Source organism: Singulisphaera rosea, assembly GCF_054877945.1.
In genome coordinates this window covers 693,891-716,678 of the sequence record NZ_JBTYIP020000003.1, presented here as the reverse complement: position 1 = coordinate 716,678, position 22,788 = coordinate 693,891, and the positions used below count along the sequence as shown (strand labels likewise).

Annotated in this window: 14 protein-coding genes; 11 read left to right on the top strand and 3 right to left on the bottom strand. The window is 66.9% G+C overall.

The genetic code is table 11. The annotated features are described in order from the left end of the window. Window positions 1–434: 434 nt before the first annotated feature. From ACYOEI_RS09125 to ACYOEI_RS09095, 7 genes are all read left to right on the top strand, one after another. Window positions 435–3,107, top strand: coding sequence for a DUF1553 domain-containing protein (locus tag ACYOEI_RS09125; RefSeq protein WP_462849093.1), 2,673 nt, complete (start codon window positions 435–437; stop codon window positions 3,105–3,107). Next, entirely contained in the window at window positions 3,097–4,584 is a 1,488-nt protein-coding gene (locus ACYOEI_RS09120) for a DUF1501 domain-containing protein (protein WP_462849092.1), read from the top strand. Before ACYOEI_RS09125 ends, ACYOEI_RS09120 begins: the two co-directional genes overlap by 11 nt. 371 nt (window positions 4,585–4,955) lie before the next feature. After that, on the top strand, window positions 4,956–6,161 hold the full coding sequence (locus ACYOEI_RS09115) for a multiheme c-type cytochrome (protein WP_462849091.1): 1,206 nt from the start codon (window positions 4,956–4,958) through the stop codon (window positions 6,159–6,161). Window positions 6,162–6,403: 242 nt separating this feature from the next. Further along, window positions 6,404–8,053, top strand: a complete 1,650-nt coding sequence (locus ACYOEI_RS09110; RefSeq protein WP_462849090.1) for a prenyltransferase/squalene oxidase repeat-containing protein — start codon at window positions 6,404–6,406, stop codon at window positions 8,051–8,053. Window positions 8,054–8,435: 382 nt separating this feature from the next. Then, window positions 8,436–9,461: a 2-hydroxyacid dehydrogenase gene (locus ACYOEI_RS09105; RefSeq protein ID WP_462849089.1), complete on the top strand. Its 1,026-nt coding sequence runs from the start codon at window positions 8,436–8,438 to the stop codon at window positions 9,459–9,461. 81 nt (window positions 9,462–9,542) lie between these two features. Further along, window positions 9,543–11,033, top strand: a complete 1,491-nt coding sequence (locus ACYOEI_RS09100) for a hypothetical protein (protein WP_462849088.1) — start codon at window positions 9,543–9,545, stop codon at window positions 11,031–11,033. Between the two features lie 124 nt (window positions 11,034–11,157). Next, window positions 11,158–12,642 (top strand): protein adenylyltransferase SelO, encoded by a 1,485-nt coding sequence (locus tag ACYOEI_RS09095; protein ID WP_462849087.1) that lies wholly within the window; start codon window positions 11,158–11,160, stop codon window positions 12,640–12,642. Window positions 12,643–12,690: 48 nt separating this feature from the next. Here the strand turns inward: ACYOEI_RS09095 and ACYOEI_RS09090 are convergent, their stop codons facing one another. Together ACYOEI_RS09090 and ACYOEI_RS09085 are read right to left on the bottom strand one after the other, a co-directional pair. After that, window positions 12,691–13,956, bottom strand: a complete 1,266-nt coding sequence (locus tag ACYOEI_RS09090; protein ID WP_462849086.1) for a multidrug effflux MFS transporter — start codon at window positions 13,954–13,956, stop codon at window positions 12,691–12,693. Window positions 13,957–14,222: 266 nt separating this feature from the next. After that, window positions 14,223–14,417: a cysteine hydrolase family protein gene (locus ACYOEI_RS09085; protein ID WP_462849084.1), complete on the bottom strand. Its 195-nt coding sequence runs from the start codon at window positions 14,415–14,417 to the stop codon at window positions 14,223–14,225. A 216-nt stretch (window positions 14,418–14,633) separates the two neighbouring features. Here ACYOEI_RS09085 and ACYOEI_RS09080 point away from each other — a divergent pair, with 216 nt between their 5' ends. Next, complete coding sequence (locus ACYOEI_RS09080) at window positions 14,634–15,206, top strand: TetR/AcrR family transcriptional regulator (protein WP_462849083.1); 573 nt, start codon at window positions 14,634–14,636, stop codon at window positions 15,204–15,206. 308 nt (window positions 15,207–15,514) lie between these two features. Then, window positions 15,515–16,726 carry a cystathionine gamma-synthase family protein gene (locus tag ACYOEI_RS09075; RefSeq protein ID WP_462849081.1) on the top strand — a complete coding sequence of 404 codons (1,212 nt, stop codon included), beginning with the start codon at window positions 15,515–15,517 and terminating at the stop codon, window positions 16,724–16,726. Window positions 16,727–16,958: 232 nt separating this feature from the next. Here ACYOEI_RS09075 and ACYOEI_RS09070 read toward each other — a convergent pair whose 3' ends face one another. Then, on the bottom strand, window positions 16,959–18,830 hold the full coding sequence (locus tag ACYOEI_RS09070) for a CocE/NonD family hydrolase (RefSeq protein WP_462849080.1): 1,872 nt from the start codon (window positions 18,828–18,830) through the stop codon (window positions 16,959–16,961). Window positions 18,831–19,133: 303 nt separating this feature from the next. Between ACYOEI_RS09070 and ACYOEI_RS09065 the strand changes: the two genes are divergently transcribed. After that, window positions 19,134–21,149 (top strand): redoxin domain-containing protein, encoded by a 2,016-nt coding sequence (locus tag ACYOEI_RS09065; protein WP_462849121.1) that lies wholly within the window; start codon window positions 19,134–19,136, stop codon window positions 21,147–21,149. A 334-nt stretch (window positions 21,150–21,483) separates the two neighbouring features. Further along, complete coding sequence (locus ACYOEI_RS09060) at window positions 21,484–22,782, top strand: Gfo/Idh/MocA family protein (RefSeq protein ID WP_462849120.1); 1,299 nt, start codon at window positions 21,484–21,486, stop codon at window positions 22,780–22,782. The last annotated feature ends 6 nt before the right edge of the window (window positions 22,783–22,788 follow it).

Genomic DNA, 22,788 nt, shown 5'->3' with positions numbered 1-22,788 from the left:
GGGGGGATGGCATCCCCCCCATAGGCCACGGATGGGGACAGAGGATTTTTAGCCACGGATGAAACACGGATAATTGAAAAATTAAAAATTGGTTTTTATCTGTGTAAATTTGCGAAATCTGTTGATGAGATCGCCTTCCTGATTTCCGGCCCAATTCGGGTCGCGGTTTTCTTGGCGTGGTAAGGCATCCCCTGGCTTGTCCACGTTTCTCAATCTCTGCTGAAGAGGCACTCCCGACCCTGGCGGGGAGAGGCGCTTTTGCCGATAGGCGGTTTGGGATTGCCTTCGGCGGATTTTTCAACAATAATTCAAAAGTGGTCGACCTAAGGAAGTGACTTCCTCCACGGGTTGGCCAGCGATGCTTGGATGCTTGCGTAGCGGTGCCCGCCTCGGACCTCGTTCCGAATGGATCCTTCCCACCTACAGGGATCACAATGACGCTGATCCGACGTACCTTCGCGGCGACGCTGTTGGCGTGGCTGACCTTCGCGGTCAAGCTCGCCGGGGCGGCGGACGCGCCGAGTCCGACGTTCGAGAAGGATGTCCGCCCGATCCTCAAGGCGCACTGCCTGGGGTGTCACGGGGGCGATGAGACTCTCAAGGGGAAGCTCGACTTGCGCTTGAAGCGATTCGCCGAGCGCGGGGGGGCGAGCGGCGCGGCTTTGGTGCCGGGGTCGCCGGACGAGAGTCTCCTGCTGATGCGGATCCAGGACGGCGAGATGCCGCCGGGCGAGAAGAAGGTCCCGCCCGAGCAGATCGCCGTGATCGAGCGCTGGATCAAGGCCGGGGCTCCGGCCTCGAGGTCCGAGCCGGAGACGCTGGCACCGGGCGTGGACATCAGCGCCGAGGACCGGGCGTACTGGGCGTACCAGCCGGTGCGACGCCCCGAATTGCCGGCGGTCTCGGCGGAGGACGCCGGGCGCATCCGCACGCCGATCGACGCGATCATCCTGGCGGGATTGCGGAAGCATGGACTTGGATTCGCGGACGAGGCTGATCGCCTCACCCTGATCCGTCGCGCGAGCATCGACCTGACCGGGCTCCCCCCTGCCCCGGAGGCGATCGAGGCATATTTGAAGGACTCGGCGCCCGACGCGTATGAGCGGATGGTCGACCGGCTCCTGGCCTCGCCCCAGTATGGCGAGCGTTGGGCGCGGCACTGGCTCGACGTCGCGGGGTATGCCGACTCGGAGGGGAACGGGAGCGATGATAGCTTCCGCCAGTTCGCGTACAAGTTCCGCGACTACGTCATCCGGGCGTTCAATTCCGACAAGCCGCTCGACAAGTTCATCATCGAGCAGATGGCGGGTGACGAGCTCGTCCCCCGGCCCTGGGTGAACCTGAATGCCGAGCAGGTCGACCTGCTCGCTGCGACGGGGTTCCTCCGCTCGGCCGCCGACCCGACCGCGACCGGGGGTGTCGACGAGGTGATGGCCTCGAACCAGGTGGTCGGGGACACGATCAAGATCGTCTCGTCGACCTTCCTCGGCCTGAGCGTCGGCTGTGCCCAGTGCCACGACCACAAGTACGACCCGATCCCCCAGGCCGACTACTATCGCCTTCGTGCGGTGTTCGAGCCGGCGCTCGACCCGATGCACTGGCGACGGCCGGTGCAACGCCTGGTCTCGCTGATCACCGACGCCCAGCGCGCCAAGACGGCGGAGATCGAGGCGAAGGCCAACGTGATGAGCCAGGCCCTCGAGACGAAGCGGACGAAGTTCATGGAGGAGGTCCGGGTCAAGGAGCTCGCCAAGCTCTCCGACGCCGACCGCACCGTCGTGGGAGAGGCCTCCCGAGCCCCCGCCGACAAGCGGACGGAGATGCAGAAGGCGCTCCTGATCAAGTTCCCCCGGCTCGACATCAACGCCGGGAACCTCTACCTCCACAACGACGCGGCGGCGAAGGAGCTGACCGCCGACCAGACGAAGATCAACGAGCTGCTCGCGACGCGCCCGCCGGGCGACTACGTCAGCGTGCTCGACGAGCCGGCGGGGACCGTTCCGCCGACCAAGATCTTCTACCGGGGCGACTATCGCCAGCCGACGAAGGAGGTCAAGCCGGGCGACCTGACCATCGCCGCGCCCGATGGGCAGCGGTATGAGGTCCCCGACGACACGCCGGGGCGGCAGACCTCGGGCCGAAGGCTCGCCTATGCCCGGCACCTGGTCGACGGCAAGCATCCGCTGGTGGGCCGGGTCCTCGTGAATCGGATCTGGCTGAACCACTTCGGACGGGGGATCGTCGACACGGCCGGCGAGTTCGGCCTCCTCGGGACCCGCCCGAGCCACCCCGAGCTCCTCGACTTGCTGGCCGACGAGCTCGTCGCCCGAGGGTGGAGCCTCAAGGCGATGCATCGGCTGATCATGACCTCGACCGTCTATCGCCAGTCGTCGCATCGCCGCCCGCAACAGGATGCGGTCGACTCCGAGAACACGCTGTATGCCCGCTATCCCCTCCGCCGACTCGACGCCGAGTCGCTCCGGGATCGGATCCTCGCGGTGAGCGGCCGGCTCGTGCCGACCTACTTCGGCCCGGCGGTTGGGGTCTCCGAGGACTTCGTCGGCTCGATCACGCCGGACGGCGACTCGGGCCGACGGAGCGTGTACATCCAGGCCAAGCGGACCAAGCCGGTGTCGTTCCTGACGGCGTTCGACGCGCCGGTGATGTCGGTCAATTGCGACCGGCGGTCGCCAAGCACGACGGCGCCGCAGTCGCTGATGCTGATGAACAGCGGGTTCCTGATCGACCAGGCGAAAGCCTTCGCGGCTCGGTTGGTCGCGGAAACCCCGGCCGACCAGGTGCTACCCGAGCCCCCCTCGGCATCGACGAATTCCAGCGGCTGGGGGACGTCCGGCCCTTCGGCGAATCCGAAGAAGGCGGCCCTGGCGAGGATGATCGCCCACGCCTGGACGCTCGCCTATCAGCGGGCGATCTCGAGCGACGAGCTCGACGGGGCCCTCGGGTTCGTCGTCGAGCAGGCCGGGGAGCCGAGCACGGACAAGTTGAATGACGCCCAGGAGAAGGCGGAGGCCGAGCGCCGAGCGGCGGCGCTGGCGAACCTCTGCCAGCAACTCTTCAGCTCGAACGAGTTCCTCTATGTGGACTGACCGACCGGACTGGCCGTCCCGAAGCCGTCGGGCGTTCCTCGCGAACACGTCGTTCGGCGTCGGCTCCTTCGCGCTGGCGCAGCTCCTGCGGGCGGACGGCCTGCTCGCCGACACCGCGACCGCGCCGGCGAAGCCGGTCGAGAACTTCCCGCTCGACCTGGCCCCGCGCATGCCCGCCTTCGAGCCGAAGGCCAAGGCGATGATCTCGCTGTTCATGCACGGCGGGCCGTCGCACGTCGACCTGCTCGACCCCAAGCCCGAGCTCTCGAAGCACCACGGGACCGAGTACACCGGCGAAGTGAGTTTCAGCTTCGTGAACCGGGCGAGCAAGAAGCTGTTCGGCACTCCCTGGAAGTTCGCCAAGCATGGCGAGTCGGGCACGGATGTCTCCGAGCTCCTCCCCGAGTTCGCCAAGATCGTCGACGAGGCCTGCGTGATCCGGTCGATGCACACCGGGCACAACGGCCACGAGGTCTCGATCCGCTACTTCCACGGGGGGATCGCCGGGATCACCGGCCGTCCCACGCTCGGGAGCTGGGTCGTGTATGCGCTCGGCAGCGAGGCCCGCGACCTGCCGGCGTACATGGTCCTCTCCGACCCGGAAGGCCACCCCGTCGACGGCACCCACAACTGGTCGAACGGGTTCATGCCCTCGCTCTACCAGGGGACCGTGCTCCGGGCCCAGGAGCCGAGGATCCTCAACCTCGACCCGCCCCCGCACCTCAAGGGGGCGCAGCAGGCGAAGAACCTCGCGTTCCTCGATCGGCTCAACCGCCGCCACTTCGACCAGCACCCGGGCGAGGACGACCTGGAGGTCCGGATCAAGAGCTACGAGCTCGCCGCGTCGATGCAGGACGCCGCCCGCGAGGCGCTCGACGTGTCCAAGGAGCCCGAGTACATCAAGACGATGTATGGCCTCGACCGCGCGGAGACTCGCGAGTACGGCACCCGTTGCTTGATCGCCCGGCGGCTGGTCGAGCGCGGGGTCCGCTTCGTCCAGCTCTTCCTCGGCGGCCAGCCCTGGGATACCCACACCACGATCCGCTCGAGCCTCCCGGCGATCTGCCTGCGGACGGATCGACCCGCCGCCGCGTTGGTGAAGGACCTCAAGCAGCGCGGGCTGCTCGACACGACCCTCGTCCACTGGGGTGGCGAGATCGGCCGGCTCCCCGTCAGCGAAGGGGACCTCGACACGAACGCGGGCCGCGACCACAACGGCCAAGGGTTCTCGATCTGGATGGCCGGCGGCGGCATCAAAGGGGGGATGACCTACGGCTCGACCGACGAGGTCGGCCACCGCGCCGCCGACAAGATCGTCACCCCGAACGACTTCCAGGCGACCGTCCTCCACCTCCTCGGCCTGAACCACGAGTCGCTGATCTATCGCGCCAACGGCCGCGAACAGCGGATCACCAACGGCCAGACGGCCCGGATCGTCGGCGAGATCCTCAAGTCTCCGCCCGCGGCGATCGCCTGATCGGCGCGTTTGTGTCCGAGCCTCTGTTGCGAAGCCGTCCAGGATCACTGGGCGGCTTCGCGTTTTCTGAGGGGTCGCTAAACCCGGTTTCTTCTTGAAAACCGGGTTATATGAGGGAGTCGGTGATGACATCTCGTGGGGCGCCGACGATGACATCCCGAGAGGGGACGTCGGCGAGATCCCGAGAGGGGTCGGCCGCGTGGACTGGGGTAGAAACCCGGTTTTGAAGAAAAAACCGGGTTTCGGGAACGGGTCTCTCGGCGTTGACCGGGAGGGTTCGCCTGGCCGAAGATGGAAGGCTCGGCGTTGCCCTGTCCTTGGGGTTTCCAGGGGACGACGGCCGGTCGTCGGATGTTTCGAGGGTCGTCGGCATGGCCAGCCCGGAGGAGGATGCGGATGCGGAGGGGGCGGGTGAGGAGGCTCGGCCTCCGCAGCCGTGGTGGGAGGTCGCGCTGATCGGGGTGGTGGTGCTGGGTCTCGGGGGAGCCGTCTGGTTCTGGGCCACCTCCGCGACGGAGCCCGAGCGCCCTCGGACGCACGTCGCGCCGGCCGGATCCCGGCCTGCCGGGCCGGACGCGACGCGGTTCGCGGGCGTCCAGGCTTGTCGCGAGTGTCATCCCGGCGAGCACGCCGCGCACGCCGCCTCGGGGCACAGCCGGACGCTCCGCCGGGCGGCCGACTCGCCCGCAGCCCGGCAGCTCGACGGCAAGGTCGTCGCCGACCCCGAGAAGCCTGGCATCTCCTGGACCTATGCATTGCGCGACGGCCGCTTCACCATCCAGCGCTCGGGCGACGACCAGGGAGGCACGATGCTCGTCGACTTCGCCCTCGGCTCGGGGAAGCACGCCACGACGTTCGTCACTCTCTCGCCGGGGCCTTTGGGAGAGCAGTCGGGCCTGGAGCACCGGCTCTCGTATTACGCCAAGGGGGACCCGGCCGCGCTGACCCCTGGGCAACACGAGTTCTCCAAGGCGGGCCAGTCGCCTTTCGGATACGTCCTCCCCCCCGGACAGCTCCTCGACTGCTTCGACTGCCACTCGACGATCACGTCGTCGCAGGGGCGTGCCACGCTCGACGCGGCCACGGTGGTGCCCAACGTCTCCTGCGAACGTTGCCACGGCCCGGGGCGTGCCCACGTCGAGGCCGCGCGTCGGGGGGCGTCGGGCGAGGGCCTGGCCATGCCGCTCGGGACCAGTCGGGAGCAGTCCGAGGCCCAGGTCGCGTTCTGCGGCGAATGCCATCGCCTCCCGCAGAAGCTCTCGCCCGAGGACATCCGCCCCAACAATCCGGCGCTCGCGCGATTCCCGTCGGTCGGCCTGGTGCAGTCGCAGTGTTCCGTCGCGAGCCGAGGCACTCTCGTCTGCACGACCTGCCACGACCCCCACGGCCGGGCCTCGAAGGACGCCGCCGGCTACGAGGCCGCCTGCCTTTCGTGTCACCAGAAGGCCCCGCAACGAACCTGCTCCGTCTCTCCCACGACCGGCTGTATCGGCTGTCACATGCCGGGGCGGGATGTTGGGCACGGACTCACGTTCACGGACCACTGGATCCGCAAGGAGCCGAGCTCATCTCGCTGATGGGACTTGCCTTTGGGCCGGTGGGTTCATCAAAATTTACGGTCGTCTCCGCGAGCGTCCGTACGACTCCCTCTTGAAGACCAAGGCTCCGGGGCCCTTTCACCTCTCTCTTGTCGAAGGGCCTTCCCGACCGTCCTCCCCCCTCGGCGGCTCGGGCGAGCACCCTGGTTCTCGGCCGATCGCCGGCCTAGAATAGAGTCGTTTCTCACGTCGGCAGTCTCCTGGACAGGACGGGTCCCTCGATGCCCCACCCGCGATCCCGTCTGCGACGTATCCTCCGCGTCAGGTTCCGTCGCTTGATGCGCCGGGTCGATCGGATTGCGCCGGGGATCTTGCTTTGGATCCCCTCGTGGGGGACGAGCCTGCTGATCCACGGGGCCCTTCTCCTGCTTTTGGCGCTCTACGTCTACGCTCACTCGGGAGGGCCTCGCGAGGTCGTCATCCAGTCGAGCTTGCCGTCCCAGTTGACGGAAGACCTGACGTCCTTGATCCCGTCCGACCATGCCGGCGACCCGTTCACGGACCTGAAGTCGCCCGAGCCTCCGTCGCTCTCGATCGAGCCACCCCCGCCCGGCCTCGCGGTCGTGAACCAGCCGGTGCTGCCGAGCCTATCGGATTTCGCCCCCGAGCTGGTCCTGCCCGAACTGCCCGCCGAGACGAAGCCGTCGGCGAAGGGGGCCAAGGGGAAGCGTGCGACGTATGCGGTCCACGTCGAGCCGATGGTCGCCCCGTTCTCGGGCCGCCAGGGCGACGCGAAGGCCCGGCTCGTCCGCCGGGAGGGGGGGACGGTACGCTCGGAGAAGGCGGTCGAAGACGGCCTCGACTGGATCGTCCGCCACCAGCGAAACGACGGGGGCTGGAGCCTGAACTTCCACGGCCAGTGCCAGGGCGACGGATGCCCCGCGCAAACCGCGATGGAGTCCGACACCGCCGCGACCGGCCTCGCCCTCCTGCCCCTCATGGGGGCCGGGCACATCCACACCGAGAAGAGCCGCTATCAGGGGAACGTCCGCAGGGGCCTCGACTGGCTGGTCGCGAATCAGCAGGCCACCGGCGAGCTGTTCATCGGCGGAGGGCCGATGGCCCGGATGTACAGCCACGGGATCGCCAGCATGGCGATCTGCGAGGCCTATGGCCTCTCGCAGGACCCCGAGTTGCGCAAGCCGGCCCAGGCCGCGATCGACTTCATCATCGCCGCGCAGAACTCGCAGGACGGCGGCTGGCGGTACGTCCCCGAGCAGGCCGGCGACACCTCGGTCTTCGGCTGGCAGATGTTCGCGCTCCGGAGTGCCAGGCTCTCGGGATTGATCGTGCCGAAGAACACCCTGATCGGGTGCCGGACCTACCTCGACCTCGCCGCGGCCGACGGCCGCAAGACGACCTACTCTTATCAGCCTGGCCGCGCATTCTCTCCCGTGATGACCGCCGAGGCGCTCTTGAGCCGCCAGTACCTCGGCTGGCCCCGCAACTTCCCCCCGCTGATCAAGGGGGCCTCGCACGTCGCGATCGACCTGGAGCAGTCTCAAGAGCGGAACATTTATTACTGGTATTATGCGACGCAACTCCTGCACAACCTGCAGAACAAGGACTGGAAGAAGTGGAATGTCCGGGTCCGCGAGGGCCTGATCCAGATGCAAATCCCCGGCAATGGCTGCGACCGAGGGAGTTGGGACCCCGTCCGACCCCAGGTCGACCGCTGGGCGATGTCGGGCGGCCGGCTCTTCCTGACCTCGCTGTCCCTGCTGACCTTGGAAGTCTACTACCGCTACCTCCCGCTCTATCAGCCCAGCGACGAAGTCCCCGGCCAGGACGACAAGGACAACCCCACCGCCGAAAAGGCCGTCCCCAAGGGTGAGCCCGAGGTCAAGAACCCTCCCGCTCGCCGCGGTTGAACCCGGCATTGACTCCCCTGGTTTCGCCGTCTCGTCAAGGATGGAAAGGCCGTGGACTTTCTCCTTGCGGTGCGCGGATCATGACATCGGGTGGCCGGGCCGTGGCGCAGCGACGCCCCGGGATTCTCGACATCCCGCGTTCCGGGACGTCGCTGCGCGCCGGCCCGGCCACCCGTCGCTCGGGTCCTCGACCTCATCGGCCTACCTCCGCTCGGTTTCTCGACGCCAAAATGGTAGGCGGGGCACTCTTGCCCCGCGGCCGACAACCTCGGCCAAGACAAACCCGATCGGGTCGGTGGGCCCGCTCGGTCAAACGTCGTCGGGCGGAAGGGGGGTACTAGGCAAGGAGTTGAGTCGAGGCTATGCTCGTTGTGGAGACTGGATGATTCGCGCGAAGGTGGAATCGAGGAGGCAACGCGCCGTGCCCGGTCGTGTGTTGATCACCCAGCCGATCCCCGAACCCGGCCCGAGCCTGGTAAAGCGAGTCTCCGACGACGTCACGCAGAACACCGATGATCGCGTCATGAGTGCGGACGAGCTGCGTACCAAGGTCGCCGGTTGCGACGCGGTGCTCTGCCTCTTGACCGACGCGATCGATGCGACGGTCCTGGAGGCGGCTCGGGGTTGTCGCGTCTTCGCCAACATGGCGGTCGGTTACAATAATATCGACGTGGCGGCTGCGACCCGGCTGGGCATCCTGGTGACGAACACTCCGGGCGTCCTGACGGAGGCGACGGCCGACCTGGCCTGGACCTTGATCCTCGGCGTCGCCCGGCGGGCGGCCGAGGGGGATCGGGAGATGCGAGCGGGGCGGTTCCCGGGCTGGGGGCCGTTGTATATGCTCGGCGGTGACGTGACGGGCCGGACGCTCGGCCTGGTCGGCCCCGGCCGGATCGCCACGGCGGTCGCCGAACGGGCCCAGGGCTTCAAGATGCCCCTCCTTTACCATGGTCGACGCCCCAGCCCCGAGCTCGATGCGCTCGGGGCCCGCGGTGTAGGCTTGGATGAGCTGCTCGCCGAGAGCGACTTCGTCAGCCTCCACGTCCCGCTGACCGCCGAGACCCGCTACCTGATCGACGCCAAAACCCTCGCGAAGATGAAGCCGACGGCCTACCTCATCAACACGGCGCGGGGGCCGGTGGTGGACGAGGCGGCCCTGGTCGAGGCGTTGAAGGCGGGTCGGATCGCGGGGGCCGGACTTGACGTCTACGAGGACGAGCCGAGAATGGCGGAGGGTCTTGCCGATTGTCCCAACACCGTCCTCTTGCCGCACCTCGGGAGCGCCACGCACGCGACTCGCGCCGCGATGTCCCGGATTGCCGGTGAGAACCTGGTCGCTGTGCTCCGCGGAGAAAGGCCCCCGAACCTCGTGAACCCCGAGGTCTGGGAGCGATCGGCCGGCCGGTAAGGCCCGTCTCGAGGCATTCCAACACATTCGCCGACCGGGTCCGGGGCGAATTTCCTTCCGTTCGGTTCGGGGCGAGGTCGCATGGGCGTGCTCAGGTTTCGATTGGCGTCGCCCACACCGGCAGCCCGCGCGGCCGAGCTGCGCAAGGCTTACGTGACCGGGCTCGACCGGACGCCGAGCCGCCTGAACGCCGAGCTCCGCAACGGCATCCTGAGCTGTCATCGCGACAGTAACGAGAGCGGCCGCCTGTACGTCCCCTGGCCGGTCGAAGGGGTCGGCACCCCGATCATCGGCACGGCCACCCTGGGCGAGCGGCCCGAGCCCTACAACCTCGCGGTCGAGATGGCGCGGGGCAAGCTCAACGAGGTCCGCAACCAGTTGGCCGACTGGCGCCAGATGGGCCTGCGGACCCCCCCCGAGCTCCAGGGGATGATCACCAAGGCCCACCGCGCGTTCATCAAGGCGGTGACCGCGAGCCAGGACCTGAACGCATCCCACATGGCGGCCCAGGAGAGCCTGGCCGCCGTCTGGGCCGCGGGCGATCTCCTGGTCGACACCTACACCAGCCAGGTCCTCCAGACGCGCCTGGCGGCGACCTCGAAGCTCCCGACCTGGCTCGCCTGCGCCCTGGACGGCGACATGAAGCAGTCGCCGTGGGCCGCCGAGGTCGCCGGCACGTTCAACTCGGCCCAGGTTCGGTGTACGTGGAAGACGCTCGCGCCGACGGAAGGGCAATATCGCTGGGACGAGCTCGACGCCCAGCTCACCTGGTGCCGCAAGAACAAGGTCGCGATCCAGGCCGGACCGCTCCTCGACTTCCGCCCAGGCGCCGTGCCCGATTGGATCTGGCTCTGGGAGGGGGATTTCGAGACGATCCTCGGGCTCGTCGTCGACCTCGTGCGCAAGACGGTCAGTCGCTACAAAGGGAAGATCCCGCTCTGGCACCTGGTCCATCGCCCCGCGAGCAACGAGTTCCTCGGCCTGTCCGAAGAGGAGCAGATCCGGATCGCCGCCCGAGCGATCCAGGTCGCCCGCCAGGCCGACCCCGGGGCGCAGTTCACCCTGGGCGTCGAGCGCCCCTGGGCCGAATGGATGGGCTCGAGCTCGTTCCAGCTCGGCCCGCTCCACCTGGCCGACTACCTCGTCCGCGCCGACCTCGGCCTGGCCGGGATCGCCCTCGAGATCGCGCCGGGTTACTCGTCACCCGGCAGTCACATCCGCGACCTCTTCGACTTCTCGAGGCTCCTCGACCTCTACGCGCTCCTGAACCTGCCGCTCCACGTGAGCTTCGCCTTCCCGTCCTCCTCCGCCCCCGACCCCAAGGCCGACCCGAACGTCCGCGTCGAGACCTCGCAGTGGCCCGCCCCGCCCGACGACACGATGCAGGCGTCCTGGGCGAGCCGATGGATCTCGCTGGCCGTCGCCAAGCCGTTCGTCCGCTCCGTCACCTGGCTCCAGCCCAGCGACTTCAACCCCCACCTCTACCCCCACGCCGGCCTCTTCCGCACCGACCACACCCCCAAGCCCCTCGTCCCCTGGCTCAAGTCGTTCCGCCGAGAGTTGATCGCTTGAGCGATCGTTCGCCTAGATGGGGGCTACGGAGCAAGAGTCGGCGGCGCTCGCGCTTCCGAAACCCGGCTTGTTCTTCAGAACCGGGTTTCGAACCCGACATGGATGATATAAACAAGGGAGATGAATGGTTATGTCGACCGCACCTGACGCATCTCGCGGTCCGATTGGCTGGCGGTTCGACAACACCTATTCGCGGCTGTCGGAGGTCCTCTTCCACGCGGTGAACCCGGTCACGGTGCGGGAACCGCGCGTGGCGATCTTGAACCATCGACTCGCGGAAGAACTCGGCCTCGACCTTTCGGCCCTCTCGCCCGAATCGGCCGCGGCGATCTTCGCAGGTCAGGACCTGCCAGGTGGCTCTCTCCCGATCGCACAGGCCTACGCCGGGCACCAGTATGGCGGGTTCACGATGCTCGGCGACGGCCGTGCCATCTTGCTGGGCGAACATCGGACGACGTCCGGGCGCCTCGTGGACATCCAGTTCAAGGGATCGGGCCGGACGCCGTTCTCCCGAGGGGGCGACGGCCGGGCCGCCCTCGGGCCGATGTTGCGCGAGTACATCGTCAGCGAAGCCATGGCCGCGCTGGGCATTCCCACGACGCGGAGCCTCGCGGTCGTCACCACCGGAGAGTCCGTCTACCGCGAGTCGATCCGCCGGGGAGCCATCCTGACCCGAGTCGCCGCCAGCCACATCCGGATCGGGACCTTCGAGTACGCAGTCCGCCGCGACGACGACGCCCTGAGGCAACTCGCCGACTATGCGATCGCCCGTCATTACCCGGAGTTGTCCTCCGAGGCACCGGGGAAATACCTGGAATTCCTCCGCGCGGTGGCCGACCGCCAGGCTTCGCTCGTGGCTCGTTGGCAACTCGTCGGTTTCATCCACGGCGTGATGAACACCGACAATGTGCTGGTCTCGGGAGAGACGATCGACTACGGCCCCTGTGCCTTCATGAACGCCTACGACCCCAAGACGGTCTATAGCTCGATCGACCACGGCGGTCGATATGCTTATGGCAACCAGCCCAACATCATCCAATGGAACCTGGCCCGGTTCGCCGAGACCCTGGTGGCCCTGATCGATCCCGACCCGGAGAAGGGGGTCGCGGCCGCCGTGGAGGTCCTCGAAGGATTCCCGGACGTCTTCCATCGCTATTGGCTCGACGGGATGCGCAAGAAGCTGGGATTCCAATCCGTCGAGGACGACGACGCCGACTTGTTCCAGTCTCTGCTCGGCTGGATGCAACGCACCAGGGCCGATTTCACCAACACCTTCCGCGATCTCTCCTCGAGAGAGACGCCTGTCGACGATCGCTACCGCGCCCCGGAATTCCAGGCCTGGCACGCCCGTTGGCAAGAGCGTCTCGAGAGGGACGGTCGCCCGAGAGCCGAGTCGTACGCCTTGATGCAGTCCGTCAACCCGGTCGTCATCCCGCGCAACCACCGTGTCGAAGAGGCCCTCGCCGCCGCCGAGGAGCACGACGACTTGACGGTGTTCCATCAACTTATGGAGGCGCTGGCGTCTCCTTACGAGTCGAGGCCCGGTCTGGAAGGATATCAGGCTCTGCCCGAGGATGAGTCCGGCTATCGGACATATTGCGGGACGTAGGCGAGACCCGAGGATCGTTCGGATAGATCCGGGAATCGGAAGAGACCGTCAGTCTGCCAGGGCGGCGACCGGCGCAGGGTTGTGGGTCGTCATCCGCTCGGCGGTGATCGTGATGAGTAGGGAAAGGGTCGCGCACGCGGCCATGGTCACGGCCATCGGACGTCCTGTGCCGTCGTGGAGGAGGCCGACGATAGCCCCGGTGCCGGCACCGATCGAGAACTGGAGCATCCCCAGCAGGGCGGAGGCGACGCCGGCCCGCTCGGGGAAAGGGGCCATCACGGCGGCCGTCGCGTTGGGCAGGATCAGGCCCACGGTGGCGAGGCAGACGAAGATCGTGGCGAGGAACGCCGGCAGGCCACCGAACCCGGTCCAGGCGAGGACCGGTAGCAGGAGGGCCGACGACGCATTCACGACCGAGGCGACGCGGAGGATCCGGTGCGTGTCGTAGGTCCGCGTCAACCGGCGGTTCACCTGGGCGATCCCGATCAGGCCGATGGCGTTGCTCGCGAAGACAAGGCTGAAGGCCGAGGGCGAGAGTTGGAAATGCTGCATGAAGAGCGACGGGGCTGACGCGACGTATGCGAAGATGAGCCCAAGTGCCAGGCTCACCGGCGCCGCGTAGCCGATGAACCGGCGGTCGACGCTCATCGCGCCGTATCGGCGGAAGATCGTGGCGACCGAGTCCCGGCTCCGGCGTGAGACGGGGTGGGTCTCGGGGAGGTCGAACGCCACGGCGACGCCGCAGGCGCACCCGAAGGCGGAGAGGGCCCAGAAGATCGAGCCCCAGCCTCCCAACTGCATCAGCCAACCGCCGATGGTCGGTGAGAGGATCGGGGCGATGCCGATGACGAGCATGAGCATTGAGTAGATCCGCGACGACTCGGCTTCTTCGAACGAGTCGCGGACGACCGCCCGCGCGATGACCATGCCGGTCGAACCCGCCAGGCCCATCACGAAGCGGGCCAGGATCAGCGATTCGATCGAGCGGGCGAAGGCACACGTCAACGACGCGACTGCGAACGCCGCGCTCCCGTACAGCAAGGGAATCCGCCGCCCGATGCGGTCGGAGATCGGGCCGCAGATGAGCTGGCCGATCGCCAGGCCGGCGAGGAAGAGCGACAGGGTCAACTGCATCGCGCCCCCCGGGGCCTTCATGTCGTGCTCGATCCGGGGGAACGCGGGCAGGTACATGTCGATCCCGAGCGGCCCGAATGCATCGAGCAGGCCGAGCAAGACGATGAAGCGCAGGCCGGGATTCCGGGAGGCCGGCTCGCCGGGAGCCGGTGGGAGGGTCGCCAGTCGGTCTGAGGACATCGCTGGGGATCTCGGAGGACGCGAAGGTCAGAGGGCCGGGCGGGGGGACGCATGAGGAGAGATATCACGGGCATCTTAGGACCGGGGGCAAGCATCCCGACGATCGCTTCGCTGCAAGTATTTTGTGAGCGAGGTATTAGGCCCAGCCGATCCCCTCATCGCAACACGAGCCTCCGGCATTTTGTTAGGATGGGCATCGCCCACCACGCCTTCGATTTGCCGGTGGGCGATGCCCACCCTACGAAATGTAACGTGAAATCAACGAGTCATGTGTTCAATCCCCGACCTTTTGGCGACGAACCGGGCGAGGGTGGGGCCGAGGTCGCGATCACGGCCGCCGCGTCGACCCTGCCGGGGCTCGTGGCGATCTCCGTCGACGAATGGGGCACCCGGGAACGGCCGAGGATCCCCTTCCGGAGGTCGATCATCGCCAAGGCCGTCGTGCGAGGGTCGACGAACATCGAGGTTTACCTCCTGGCCCGATGCCGGGCAGAGTCCGGGATCTCGCCCGGGAGTCGCAGACTTCGGCAACGACTCGGGGCATGGATCGCTCGGTCGGGCGTGATAATATGAGGTGAGCCTCACGAAATTGATTTATGAGGGGTTCCTCGCAAATGTCAAGCTCAAGCGGAAAGGGTACGGCGCGCCCCCCTAGTCGAGAGCGGGGGAGACGGCGTGTGGCCTCGCTCCTGGAGGCGGCCATTTCGCTGTTTGCCGAGAAAGGTTACGACGCGGTCACGATGACCGAGGTGGCCGCGAAGGCGGGGGCCCCGATCGGCTCGTTGTACCAGTTCTTCCCCGGCAAGGAGGCGTTGGCGGATGCGGTGATCGAGCGTTTCGGCGAGCGACTCGGGGAGGTGTTGGGGCAGATCGAGGAGCAGGCCGCGACCTTGGGCGTCTCCGCGCTGGCCGAGGCGATTCTCGGCGTCCCGGCCAACTTTCGCGAAGAACGGGCCGCGGCGACCGCCCTGCTCGAGTCGCCCCGCGATGTCTCCGCACTCGCCGAGGAGTTGAGGTACGCTTTCCGCACGAACGTCGCGCGAATCCTCCGGGCCGCGAACCCGACTCTCGAGACGGAGCGTTCCGAGCTCATGGCGTTGGTCGTAATCCAGCTCATGAAGGCGGCATCGCAGGCGGTCGAGAGAGATCCCGAGCTCAGTGATTTGATTTCGGGGGAATTTCAAGCGTTGATGGAAAGCTACCTGGCCAAAGCGAAAGCTGGCAAGGCGCCGCCGACCGAAGTGAGATGATCCGGCTTCTGCGAATTCGACTCTTCTCGCTGGTCACCATCGAGCTTTGACCGGAAAAATGCTTCACCACAAAGGACACATAAGGACCATCAAAGCAGTCCGAGGAGGTTTGGTTTGGTCCTATCAGGGTCCTCTTCTTTGTGACATTGTGGTGAAATCCTCGCGCGGTGAGGGTCCGGTAGAGATCAGCGAGGCGAGTTACAAATTCGGGACGATTATCGCTCTCGCGGAGTGGCGGCGGAATCCCGATGATCATGGGACCGCGCTCGCTCGCCTTCTTGGCCCGTCCCGACCCAGGAGTTTCGTCGATGTCCGACTCGGTCAACGAACGCAAGGATTCGCCCCGTCCCCGGACCCAGGCCGTGTGGGCCGGCGAGGGGGGCGTCCACATGCAACGCGCCACCCAGGTCCCGGTGGTGAATAGCGTCTCCTTCGGCTACGACGACCTCGACGAGTGGCAGGCGGTGGCGCTCGGCCGGGCGGAGGGGCACATCTACGGGCGGAACACCAACCCTACCGTCGCCGTCTTCGAGGAGAAACTCCGGGTGCTGGAAGGGGCCGGCGCGGCGACGAGCTTCTCGACGGGCATGGCCGCGATCAGCGACACCCTCTTCACCCTGCTCGATCCGGGGCGTCGCGTGGTGTCGGTCACCGACACCTACGGCGGCACCAACCGCATGTTCAGCGAGTTCCTGCCGAGGGTCGGCGTGGAGGTGACGCTCTGCCCGACCGCCGACCACGAGGCCATCGAGGCTGCGATCGACGAAGGGTTGGCGGTCCTCTATCTCGAGAGCCCGACCAACCCGACGTGCAAGATCCTCGACCTCGCCCGCCTCTCCGCACGGGCCCGAGCACGCGGCGCGACGGTGGTCGTCGACAACACGTTCGCAACGCCCATCAACCAGCATCCGCTCGAGCTCGGGGCCCACCTGGTCATCCACAGCGCGACCAAGTATCTGGGAGGGCACGCCGACGCCCTCGGGGGTGTGGTGGCCGGCGACCCGGCGCTCGTCGAGGCGATCTTCCGGCGCCGAGAGATCACGGGGGCGACCCTGCACCCCGACGCGGCGTACATGCTCCTGCGCGGGATGAAGACCCTGGCACTCCGGGTCGAGCGTCAGAACACGAATGCGCTCGCGATTGCGAGGCACCTGCGGGCCCACCCGCTTGTGGAGCACGTGTTCTACCCCGGGCTGGAAGATCACCCGAACCACGAGGTCGCCCGTCGCCAGATGCCCGGCGGTTTTGGAGGGGTCCTCAGCTTCCAACTCCCCGGCGACTTCGGCGTGGTCAAGCGGTTCCTGCCCCGGCTCCGCTGGGCGCATCGCGCGGCGAACCTCGGGGCGGTCGAGACCGTGGTCGCCCCGCCCGCGACCGGCTCCCACGTCGAGCTCACCGCCGAGGAACGCGCCGCCCTCGGGATCCCCGAGACCCTCGTCCGGTATTCCTGCGGCATCGAGGACGTCGACGACCTGATCGCCGACCTCGACTCGGCGCTCGAGGGCTCGCGGCCCGGTTGAGTCCGTCGCCGATTGATCGAAACTCCTCACCGAAGTCCGCCGGGATCCCTCCGGTGGAATCGGGAGATCTTCACCACAAAGGCACGAAGACACAAAGAAATCCGGGAAGAGATCTGAAGGGAGTTTGGTCCCCTCAGAATGGTCCCACTTTGTGTCTTGGTGCCTTTGTGGTGAAGAAATCCTCCGGTGAGGGCTCGACGAGATCGGCGAGGAGTGCGGATTCTTTCCTCACTCAAGCCGGCGGCTTCACGACGACCGGGATGGTGACGTTCGACGGGTGTTGCTTCGAGCGATGGATGGTGTGCCGGGCCTCGCGGAAGTCGCTTGCTTTGGCCTCGAAGATATTCGGGACGAAGGTCTGCGGGTTGCGGTCGATGAGCGGGAACCAGGTGCTCTGCACGTGCACCATCAGGCGGTGTCCCTTGAGGAAGGTGTAGTCCTGGGTGTGCAGGCTAATGGTGTAATCGAGGATCTCGCCCGGCTTGATCGGCTCGGGCTTCTCGAAGCTCTTGCGGTAGCGGCCTCGGAAGACCTCGTTCGAGACCATGAGCTGGTAGCCGGCCAGGTCCCAGTCGTCGGGGTATCGCTCGGGGTAGACGTCGATCAGCTTGACGATCCAGTCGGCGTCGCTGCCGGTGATGGAGGCAGCGAGGTTCGCGACGACCTCGCCGGCGATGGTGAGGTCCGCCGAGAGTGGCTCGCCCTCCCACGTCAGGACGTCGGGACGCCCGGCGACGAAGCGCTGGTCTTCGAGCAGCCAGGGGGCCCACTTCGACCCGTTTTCGGAGTAGGTCGCCTGGATCGGCCGGTGTCGATACGGGACCGGATGGGCCGGGTCCGAGAGGAAGGTGTCGGAGGCATCGGCGCCCTCCTTCGTCGGCGGGTCGAACGAGAGGCGGCCATCCGGGGCGAAATACAGGCGGCGCTCCTCGGTCTGCTTGACGGGCGGCCAGGCGTCCCAGCGTCGCCAGCGGTTCGAGCCGGGCTCGAAGGTCAGGGCCTCGGGCAGGGTGGATTTGCCTTTGTCCTTGAGGTGGTAGGCGAACCAGGGAGCCTGGACCTGCTCCCGGAAGTATTTCGCGGTGGCTCCGTCGAAGGTGATGGGGCCGAGCTTGTCCCCTGCCCCTCGCGCCCAACCGCCGTGGTTCCAGGGGCCGACCACGAGCGTGTTGATCCCCTTCGTGTCGAACCGCTCGAGCGCCTCGTAGATCCGCATCGGCCCGAAGAAGTCCTCCTGGTCCCACCAGCCCGCGACGTTGAGCGTCGGGACCTTCACGGCATGGATCTGAGGGATCAGGGTCTGTCGTTTCCAAAACTCGTCGTAATCCGGGTGGGCGACGAAGTCGTTCCAGGTCGGGATTTTGTTGTGTAGATGCTTTGCGTTCACGTTGGACAGCGGGCCGAGCTTGAGATACCAGTCGAAGGTGTCTAGCCGGTCGAAGGTGAAGTGGTTGACCTCCTTGCCCCCTTCCAGCATCGCGGCGTACTCGAAGCCGTAGCTGAGCCGGAACGCGCCGTTGTGGTGGAAGTCGTCGCCGAGCCACATGTCGGCCGGCGACGCCTGCGGCGAGATCGCCCGGAGCGCCGGGTGGGGCTCGAGCGCCGCCATGATCGTCGTCCAGCCGTCATAGGAGATCCCGAGCATGCCGACCCGGCCGTTGTTGTGCGGGAGGTTCTTGATCAGCCAATCGATCGTGTCATACGTGTCGGTCCCCTCGTCGAGCGTCTTCGTGTCCCCCTCGACGCGGGGAGGGCGCTGCATGACGAAGGTCCCTTCGGAGCCGAATTTTCCCCGGATGTCCTGGAAAACGAAGATGTAGCCGTCGTCGGCCATCGCCCTGAGATACCCCACGAACGACCGCCCCGCGCGGGCCACGCCGTACGGGGTCCGGCTGAGGATGATCGGGAGGTCACCTTTTTGGTCCTTCGGCGTGAAGATCTTCGCATGCAGCCGCACGCCGTCGCGCGCCGGGATCATCGCCTCGGTGATCACGAACCGGTCGTTCGCCGGCCCATCCTCCGGGGCCGCGATGGCGGCCGATCCGATCATCGCGAGTAGGGTGAAGGCGGCGGGGAGATGCCAAGGACAATGACGAAGATTCATGCGTGCCACACCTGGGATGTCTCGTTTCGACGGGAAAGGGATCGGGCCCTCGATCCGGAGAGAATCCCGATCGCGTGCGTCCTCAGCCCGGCCGCGGGAGGGGTTGGCGGCGAGCCGGAAGGCTGAATCGGGCCGATTCTAGCCGAGCCCGATCGGGCATACAATCCGCGGGCCGTTCCCACCTCAAATCAATCTGGGCCGGACGCTATGGGCCCACGACGATTGTGGTAGGATGGGCGGCGAGGGGCTCGGCCGGCCGTCGGGCGGGCCTTGCGACGTGGTCCACGACGCTGGGCGGTGATCATGCTGATGTTCACGTATGGGGTGGCGTCGGTCCTTTTGGCCTTCGCGAGCGACCCGCCGAAGGCTGGCGATGGCGTGACGTTCCGGCTCCAGGACGATCGTGGGGCCTGGCATTCGCTGGACGACGTCCGCGACCGCAAGCTCGTGGTCCTCGCCTTCCTCGGGGTCGAGTGCCCGCTGGCGAATCTCTACGCGCCGAAGCTCGGGGACCTGGCCCGACGGTTCGGCTCGAAAGGTGTCGCGTTCTTCGGGATCGACGCGAATCGACAGGACGGGGTGGCGGCGATGGGTCGCTTCGCGAAGCGGAACGAACTCCCCTTTCCGTTCTTGAAGGACTCGGGGAATGTGCTGGCCGACCGGCTCGGCGTCGAGCGGACGCCGGAAGTCGTCGTGCTCGACGAGGCGCGTCGGGTCCGATACCGAGGTCGGATCGACGACCAGTTCGCGCTCGGCACTCATCGGCCGACGCCGACGCGGGAGGATCTCGTCGAGGCCCTGGAGGCCTTGCTCGCTGGGCGAGAGGTCCCCGCGCCCGGCACCAATCCTGTCGGTTGCCGGATCGGCCGGGTTCGGGCTCCCCGGGCGGGGACGGTCACGTATAGCAAGCAGGTGTCCCGCATCCTCCAGGATCGCTGCGTCGCCTGCCACCGTCCCGGCGAGATCGCCCCGTTCGCCTTGACCACTTATGAACAGGCGGCCGGCTGGGCCGAGATGATCGGCGAAGTCGTCGGCGAAGGGCGGATGCCCCCCTGGCACGCCAGCCCCGAATTTGGGCGCTTCCAGAACGACCCTCGTCTCACGAAGGAAGAGACGTCGTTGATCACCGATTGGGTCGCGGCCGGCGCCCCCGAGGGGAACCCGGCCGACCTGCCCAAGCCGCGCGAGTTCCTCGAAGGCTGGAGGATCCCGAAGCCGGATCTCGTCATCGAGATGCCGAAGGCCGTCGAGATCCCCGCGACCGGCCTCCTCCCGTATCAAACCTTCGAGGTCGATCCCGGGTTTGACAGGGATGTCTGGGTACGGGCTTCGCAGGTCCGCCCGCTCGACCCGTCGGTGGTCCACCACATCATCGTGTTCGTGATCCCGCCGGGCCGCCGTGTGGAGAATGTGCTGGACCTGGATTTGCTCGCCGCCTACTCGCCGGGGATGCCCCCTCGCGAGATGCCGGCCGGGGTCGCCAGGGTCGTCCCGGCCGGGTCGAAGCTCCTGTTCCAGGCCCACTACACGCCCCACGGGAGGCCGACCACCGACCGGAGCGTCGTCGGGCTGTCGTTCGCCGATCCGAAAGTCGTGTCGAAACGGTTGACCTCCGTTGGTGTCATGAACACCTCATTCCGCATCCCCGCGGGGGCCGCCGACTTCGCGGCCACGGCCGAGCACCGCTTCAATCAGGACTACATCCTCTATGGCCTCCTGCCGCACATGCACCTGCGAGGCAAGGCCTTCCGCTTCGAGGCGAACTACCCCGACGGACGTCGAGAGGTCCTGCTGGACGTCCCGCGCTACGAGTTCGACTGGCAGAATGCCTACATCCTCGCCGAGCCGAAGCCGATGCCCGAGGGCACGATCATGCGTTGCCTGGCCCGGTTCGACAACTCGCCCGGCAACCCGAACAACCCCGACCCCACCCGCACGGTCCCTTTCGGCGAGCAGACGAACGACGAGATGCTCGTCGGCTACATGGACGTCGCGCTCGGCTACCAGGACCTGACCGTCGGCCCTCCCGAAATTAAGCCCGGCGCCGAGGGCAAGTTCGACGTGACCTTCCGTCATCGCCCCCCCTCCGGGACGAAGACCGTCCACCTCGCCGCGACGTTCAACCGCGACTTCTCGCCGGTCCAGAAGCTCGACGGCCCCGACGACAAGGGGTTGTTCTCGGCAACGATCTCTCTGACGCCTGGTGTTTATGAATATAAGTATGTTCAGAATGGCGGAAACTATCGTCACGATCCGGCCAACTGGCGCCAGACCGGCTTCTTCAATAACAGCGTGTTGACGGTGGGATCCCAGCCCTGACCGATGGGGATGCCTCCCTCAGGCGATCTCCGCCCTGGGACACTCATGAGGTGTTGGGGAATCGGCGGTTCGAGACGCATATGGGCCGCGAGGCGGGCCGCCGAGCGTTCTGCGATCGATCTTTGCCGTCCACGGACCGCTGCCCTTGGGTGGTCCCTGGACAGACGGCGGCTCGTGCCTACACTGGACGCTTTCACGAGTGGGTCCGCTCGACCCTCTCCTCGTCGCGGTGCGGGCCGGCGCGGCCGAATCCTTTCCCATCCAAACTTCGGGAGCTACGGATATGAATCGCCGAGAGGCGTTGAAAGCGGGCGTGACGGGGCTCACGACCTCGATGTTGGCCGGCCCCCTGGTCGCGGGCGCGGCGGAGAAGACGTACCGGGTGGGCCTCATCGGGGCCGGCTGGTACGGCAAGAGCGACCTGTTTCGCCTGATCCAGGTCGCCCCCGTCGAGGTCGTCTCGATCTGCGACGTCGACAAGAAGATGCTCGCCGGCGCGATCGAGATGGCCGCCGCCCGGCAGAAGTCCAAGAAAACTCCGCGCGGGTATAGCGACTACCGCGAGATGCTGAAGGAGAAGGACCTCGACATCGTCCTGGTGGGGACGCCCGACCACTGGCACGCCCTGCCGATGATCGCCGCCGTCGAGTCCGGGGCGGACGTGTACGTCCAGAAGCCGATCAGCCACGATGTCCTCGAGGGTGAGGCGATGGTCGCCGCCGCCCGCAAGCACAATCGCGTCGTCCAGGTCGGCACCCAGCGCAAGAGCACGCCGCACCTCGTCGACGCCAAGAAGAACGTCGTCGAGGCCGGGCTGCTCGGCAAGGTCGGCCACGTCGAGGTCTGCTGCTATTACCACATGAGGGCCAACGGGAACCCGCCCGTGACGCCCGTCCCCGACTTCCTCGACTACGAGATGTGGACGGGCCCGGCCGCGTTGCGGCCCTACGACGGCCTGCCGCACGTCCGCTGGTGGCGGACGTTCAATGAGTACGGCAACGGCATCATGGGCGACATGTGCATCCACATGCTCGACACCGTGCGCTGGATGCTCGGGCTGGGGTGGCCGAAGCGGATTTCCTCCTCGGGCGGGATCCTCGTGCAGAAGGAGGGGAAGTCGAACATCGCCGACACCCAGGTCGCCACGTTCGAGTACGACGGCCTGAACGTCGTCTGGCAGCACCGCACCTGGGGCACCTCGCCCGACAACGACTACCCCTGGGCCCTGACCCTCTACGGCGACAAGGGGACGCTCAAGGCGAGCACGATGAGCTACGACTTCATCCCCCAAGGGCAGGGCAAGCGGATCCACAAAGATTGCGTGTTCGAGCGCGAGCAGTACCCCGAAGACCTCACCGAGCCGGCCATCGAGCTGAACGCCGCCCCCGCGACCCGGGCCCACATGAGGGACTTCCTCGCCGCGATCGAGAGCCGAGGCAAGCCGGTGGCCGACATCGAGCAGGGGCACATCTCGACGGCGACGTGCATCCTCGCCAACGTCGCGATGGGCCTGGACCGTCCGGTTACCTACGACCCCGCCAAGCGGGTCGTCGTCGGTGACCCCGAGGCCACGAAGCTTCTCAAGATCGACTATCGCGCCCCGTGGCAACATCCGGGGGATGCACTCGCCTGACCCGAT

Coding starts and splice junctions, on each gene's coding strand:
- ACYOEI_RS09070 (WP_462849080.1), bottom strand. CDS start 18,830: ATGAATCTTCGTCATTGTCCTTGGCATCTCCCCGCCGCCTTCACCCTA.
- ACYOEI_RS09060 (WP_462849120.1), top strand. CDS start 21,484: ATGTTGGCCGGCCCCCTGGTCGCGGGCGCGGCGGAGAAGACGTACCGG.
- ACYOEI_RS09085 (WP_462849084.1), bottom strand. CDS start 14,417: ATGTTCGTCGACCCTCGCACGACGGCCTTGGCGATGATCGACCTCCGG.
- ACYOEI_RS09105 (WP_462849089.1), top strand. CDS start 8,436: ATGATTCGCGCGAAGGTGGAATCGAGGAGGCAACGCGCCGTGCCCGGT.
- ACYOEI_RS09120 (WP_462849092.1), top strand. CDS start 3,097: ATGTGGACTGACCGACCGGACTGGCCGTCCCGAAGCCGTCGGGCGTTC.
- ACYOEI_RS09095 (WP_462849087.1), top strand. CDS start 11,158: ATGGTTATGTCGACCGCACCTGACGCATCTCGCGGTCCGATTGGCTGG.
- ACYOEI_RS09075 (WP_462849081.1), top strand. CDS start 15,515: ATGTCCGACTCGGTCAACGAACGCAAGGATTCGCCCCGTCCCCGGACC.
- ACYOEI_RS09115 (WP_462849091.1), top strand. CDS start 4,956: ATGGCCAGCCCGGAGGAGGATGCGGATGCGGAGGGGGCGGGTGAGGAG.
- ACYOEI_RS09100 (WP_462849088.1), top strand. CDS start 9,543: ATGGGCGTGCTCAGGTTTCGATTGGCGTCGCCCACACCGGCAGCCCGC.
- ACYOEI_RS09090 (WP_462849086.1), bottom strand. CDS start 13,956: ATGTCCTCAGACCGACTGGCGACCCTCCCACCGGCTCCCGGCGAGCCG.
- ACYOEI_RS09065 (WP_462849121.1), top strand. CDS start 19,134: ATGCTGATGTTCACGTATGGGGTGGCGTCGGTCCTTTTGGCCTTCGCG.
- ACYOEI_RS09110 (WP_462849090.1), top strand. CDS start 6,404: ATGCCCCACCCGCGATCCCGTCTGCGACGTATCCTCCGCGTCAGGTTC.
- ACYOEI_RS09125 (WP_462849093.1), top strand. CDS start 435: ATGACGCTGATCCGACGTACCTTCGCGGCGACGCTGTTGGCGTGGCTG.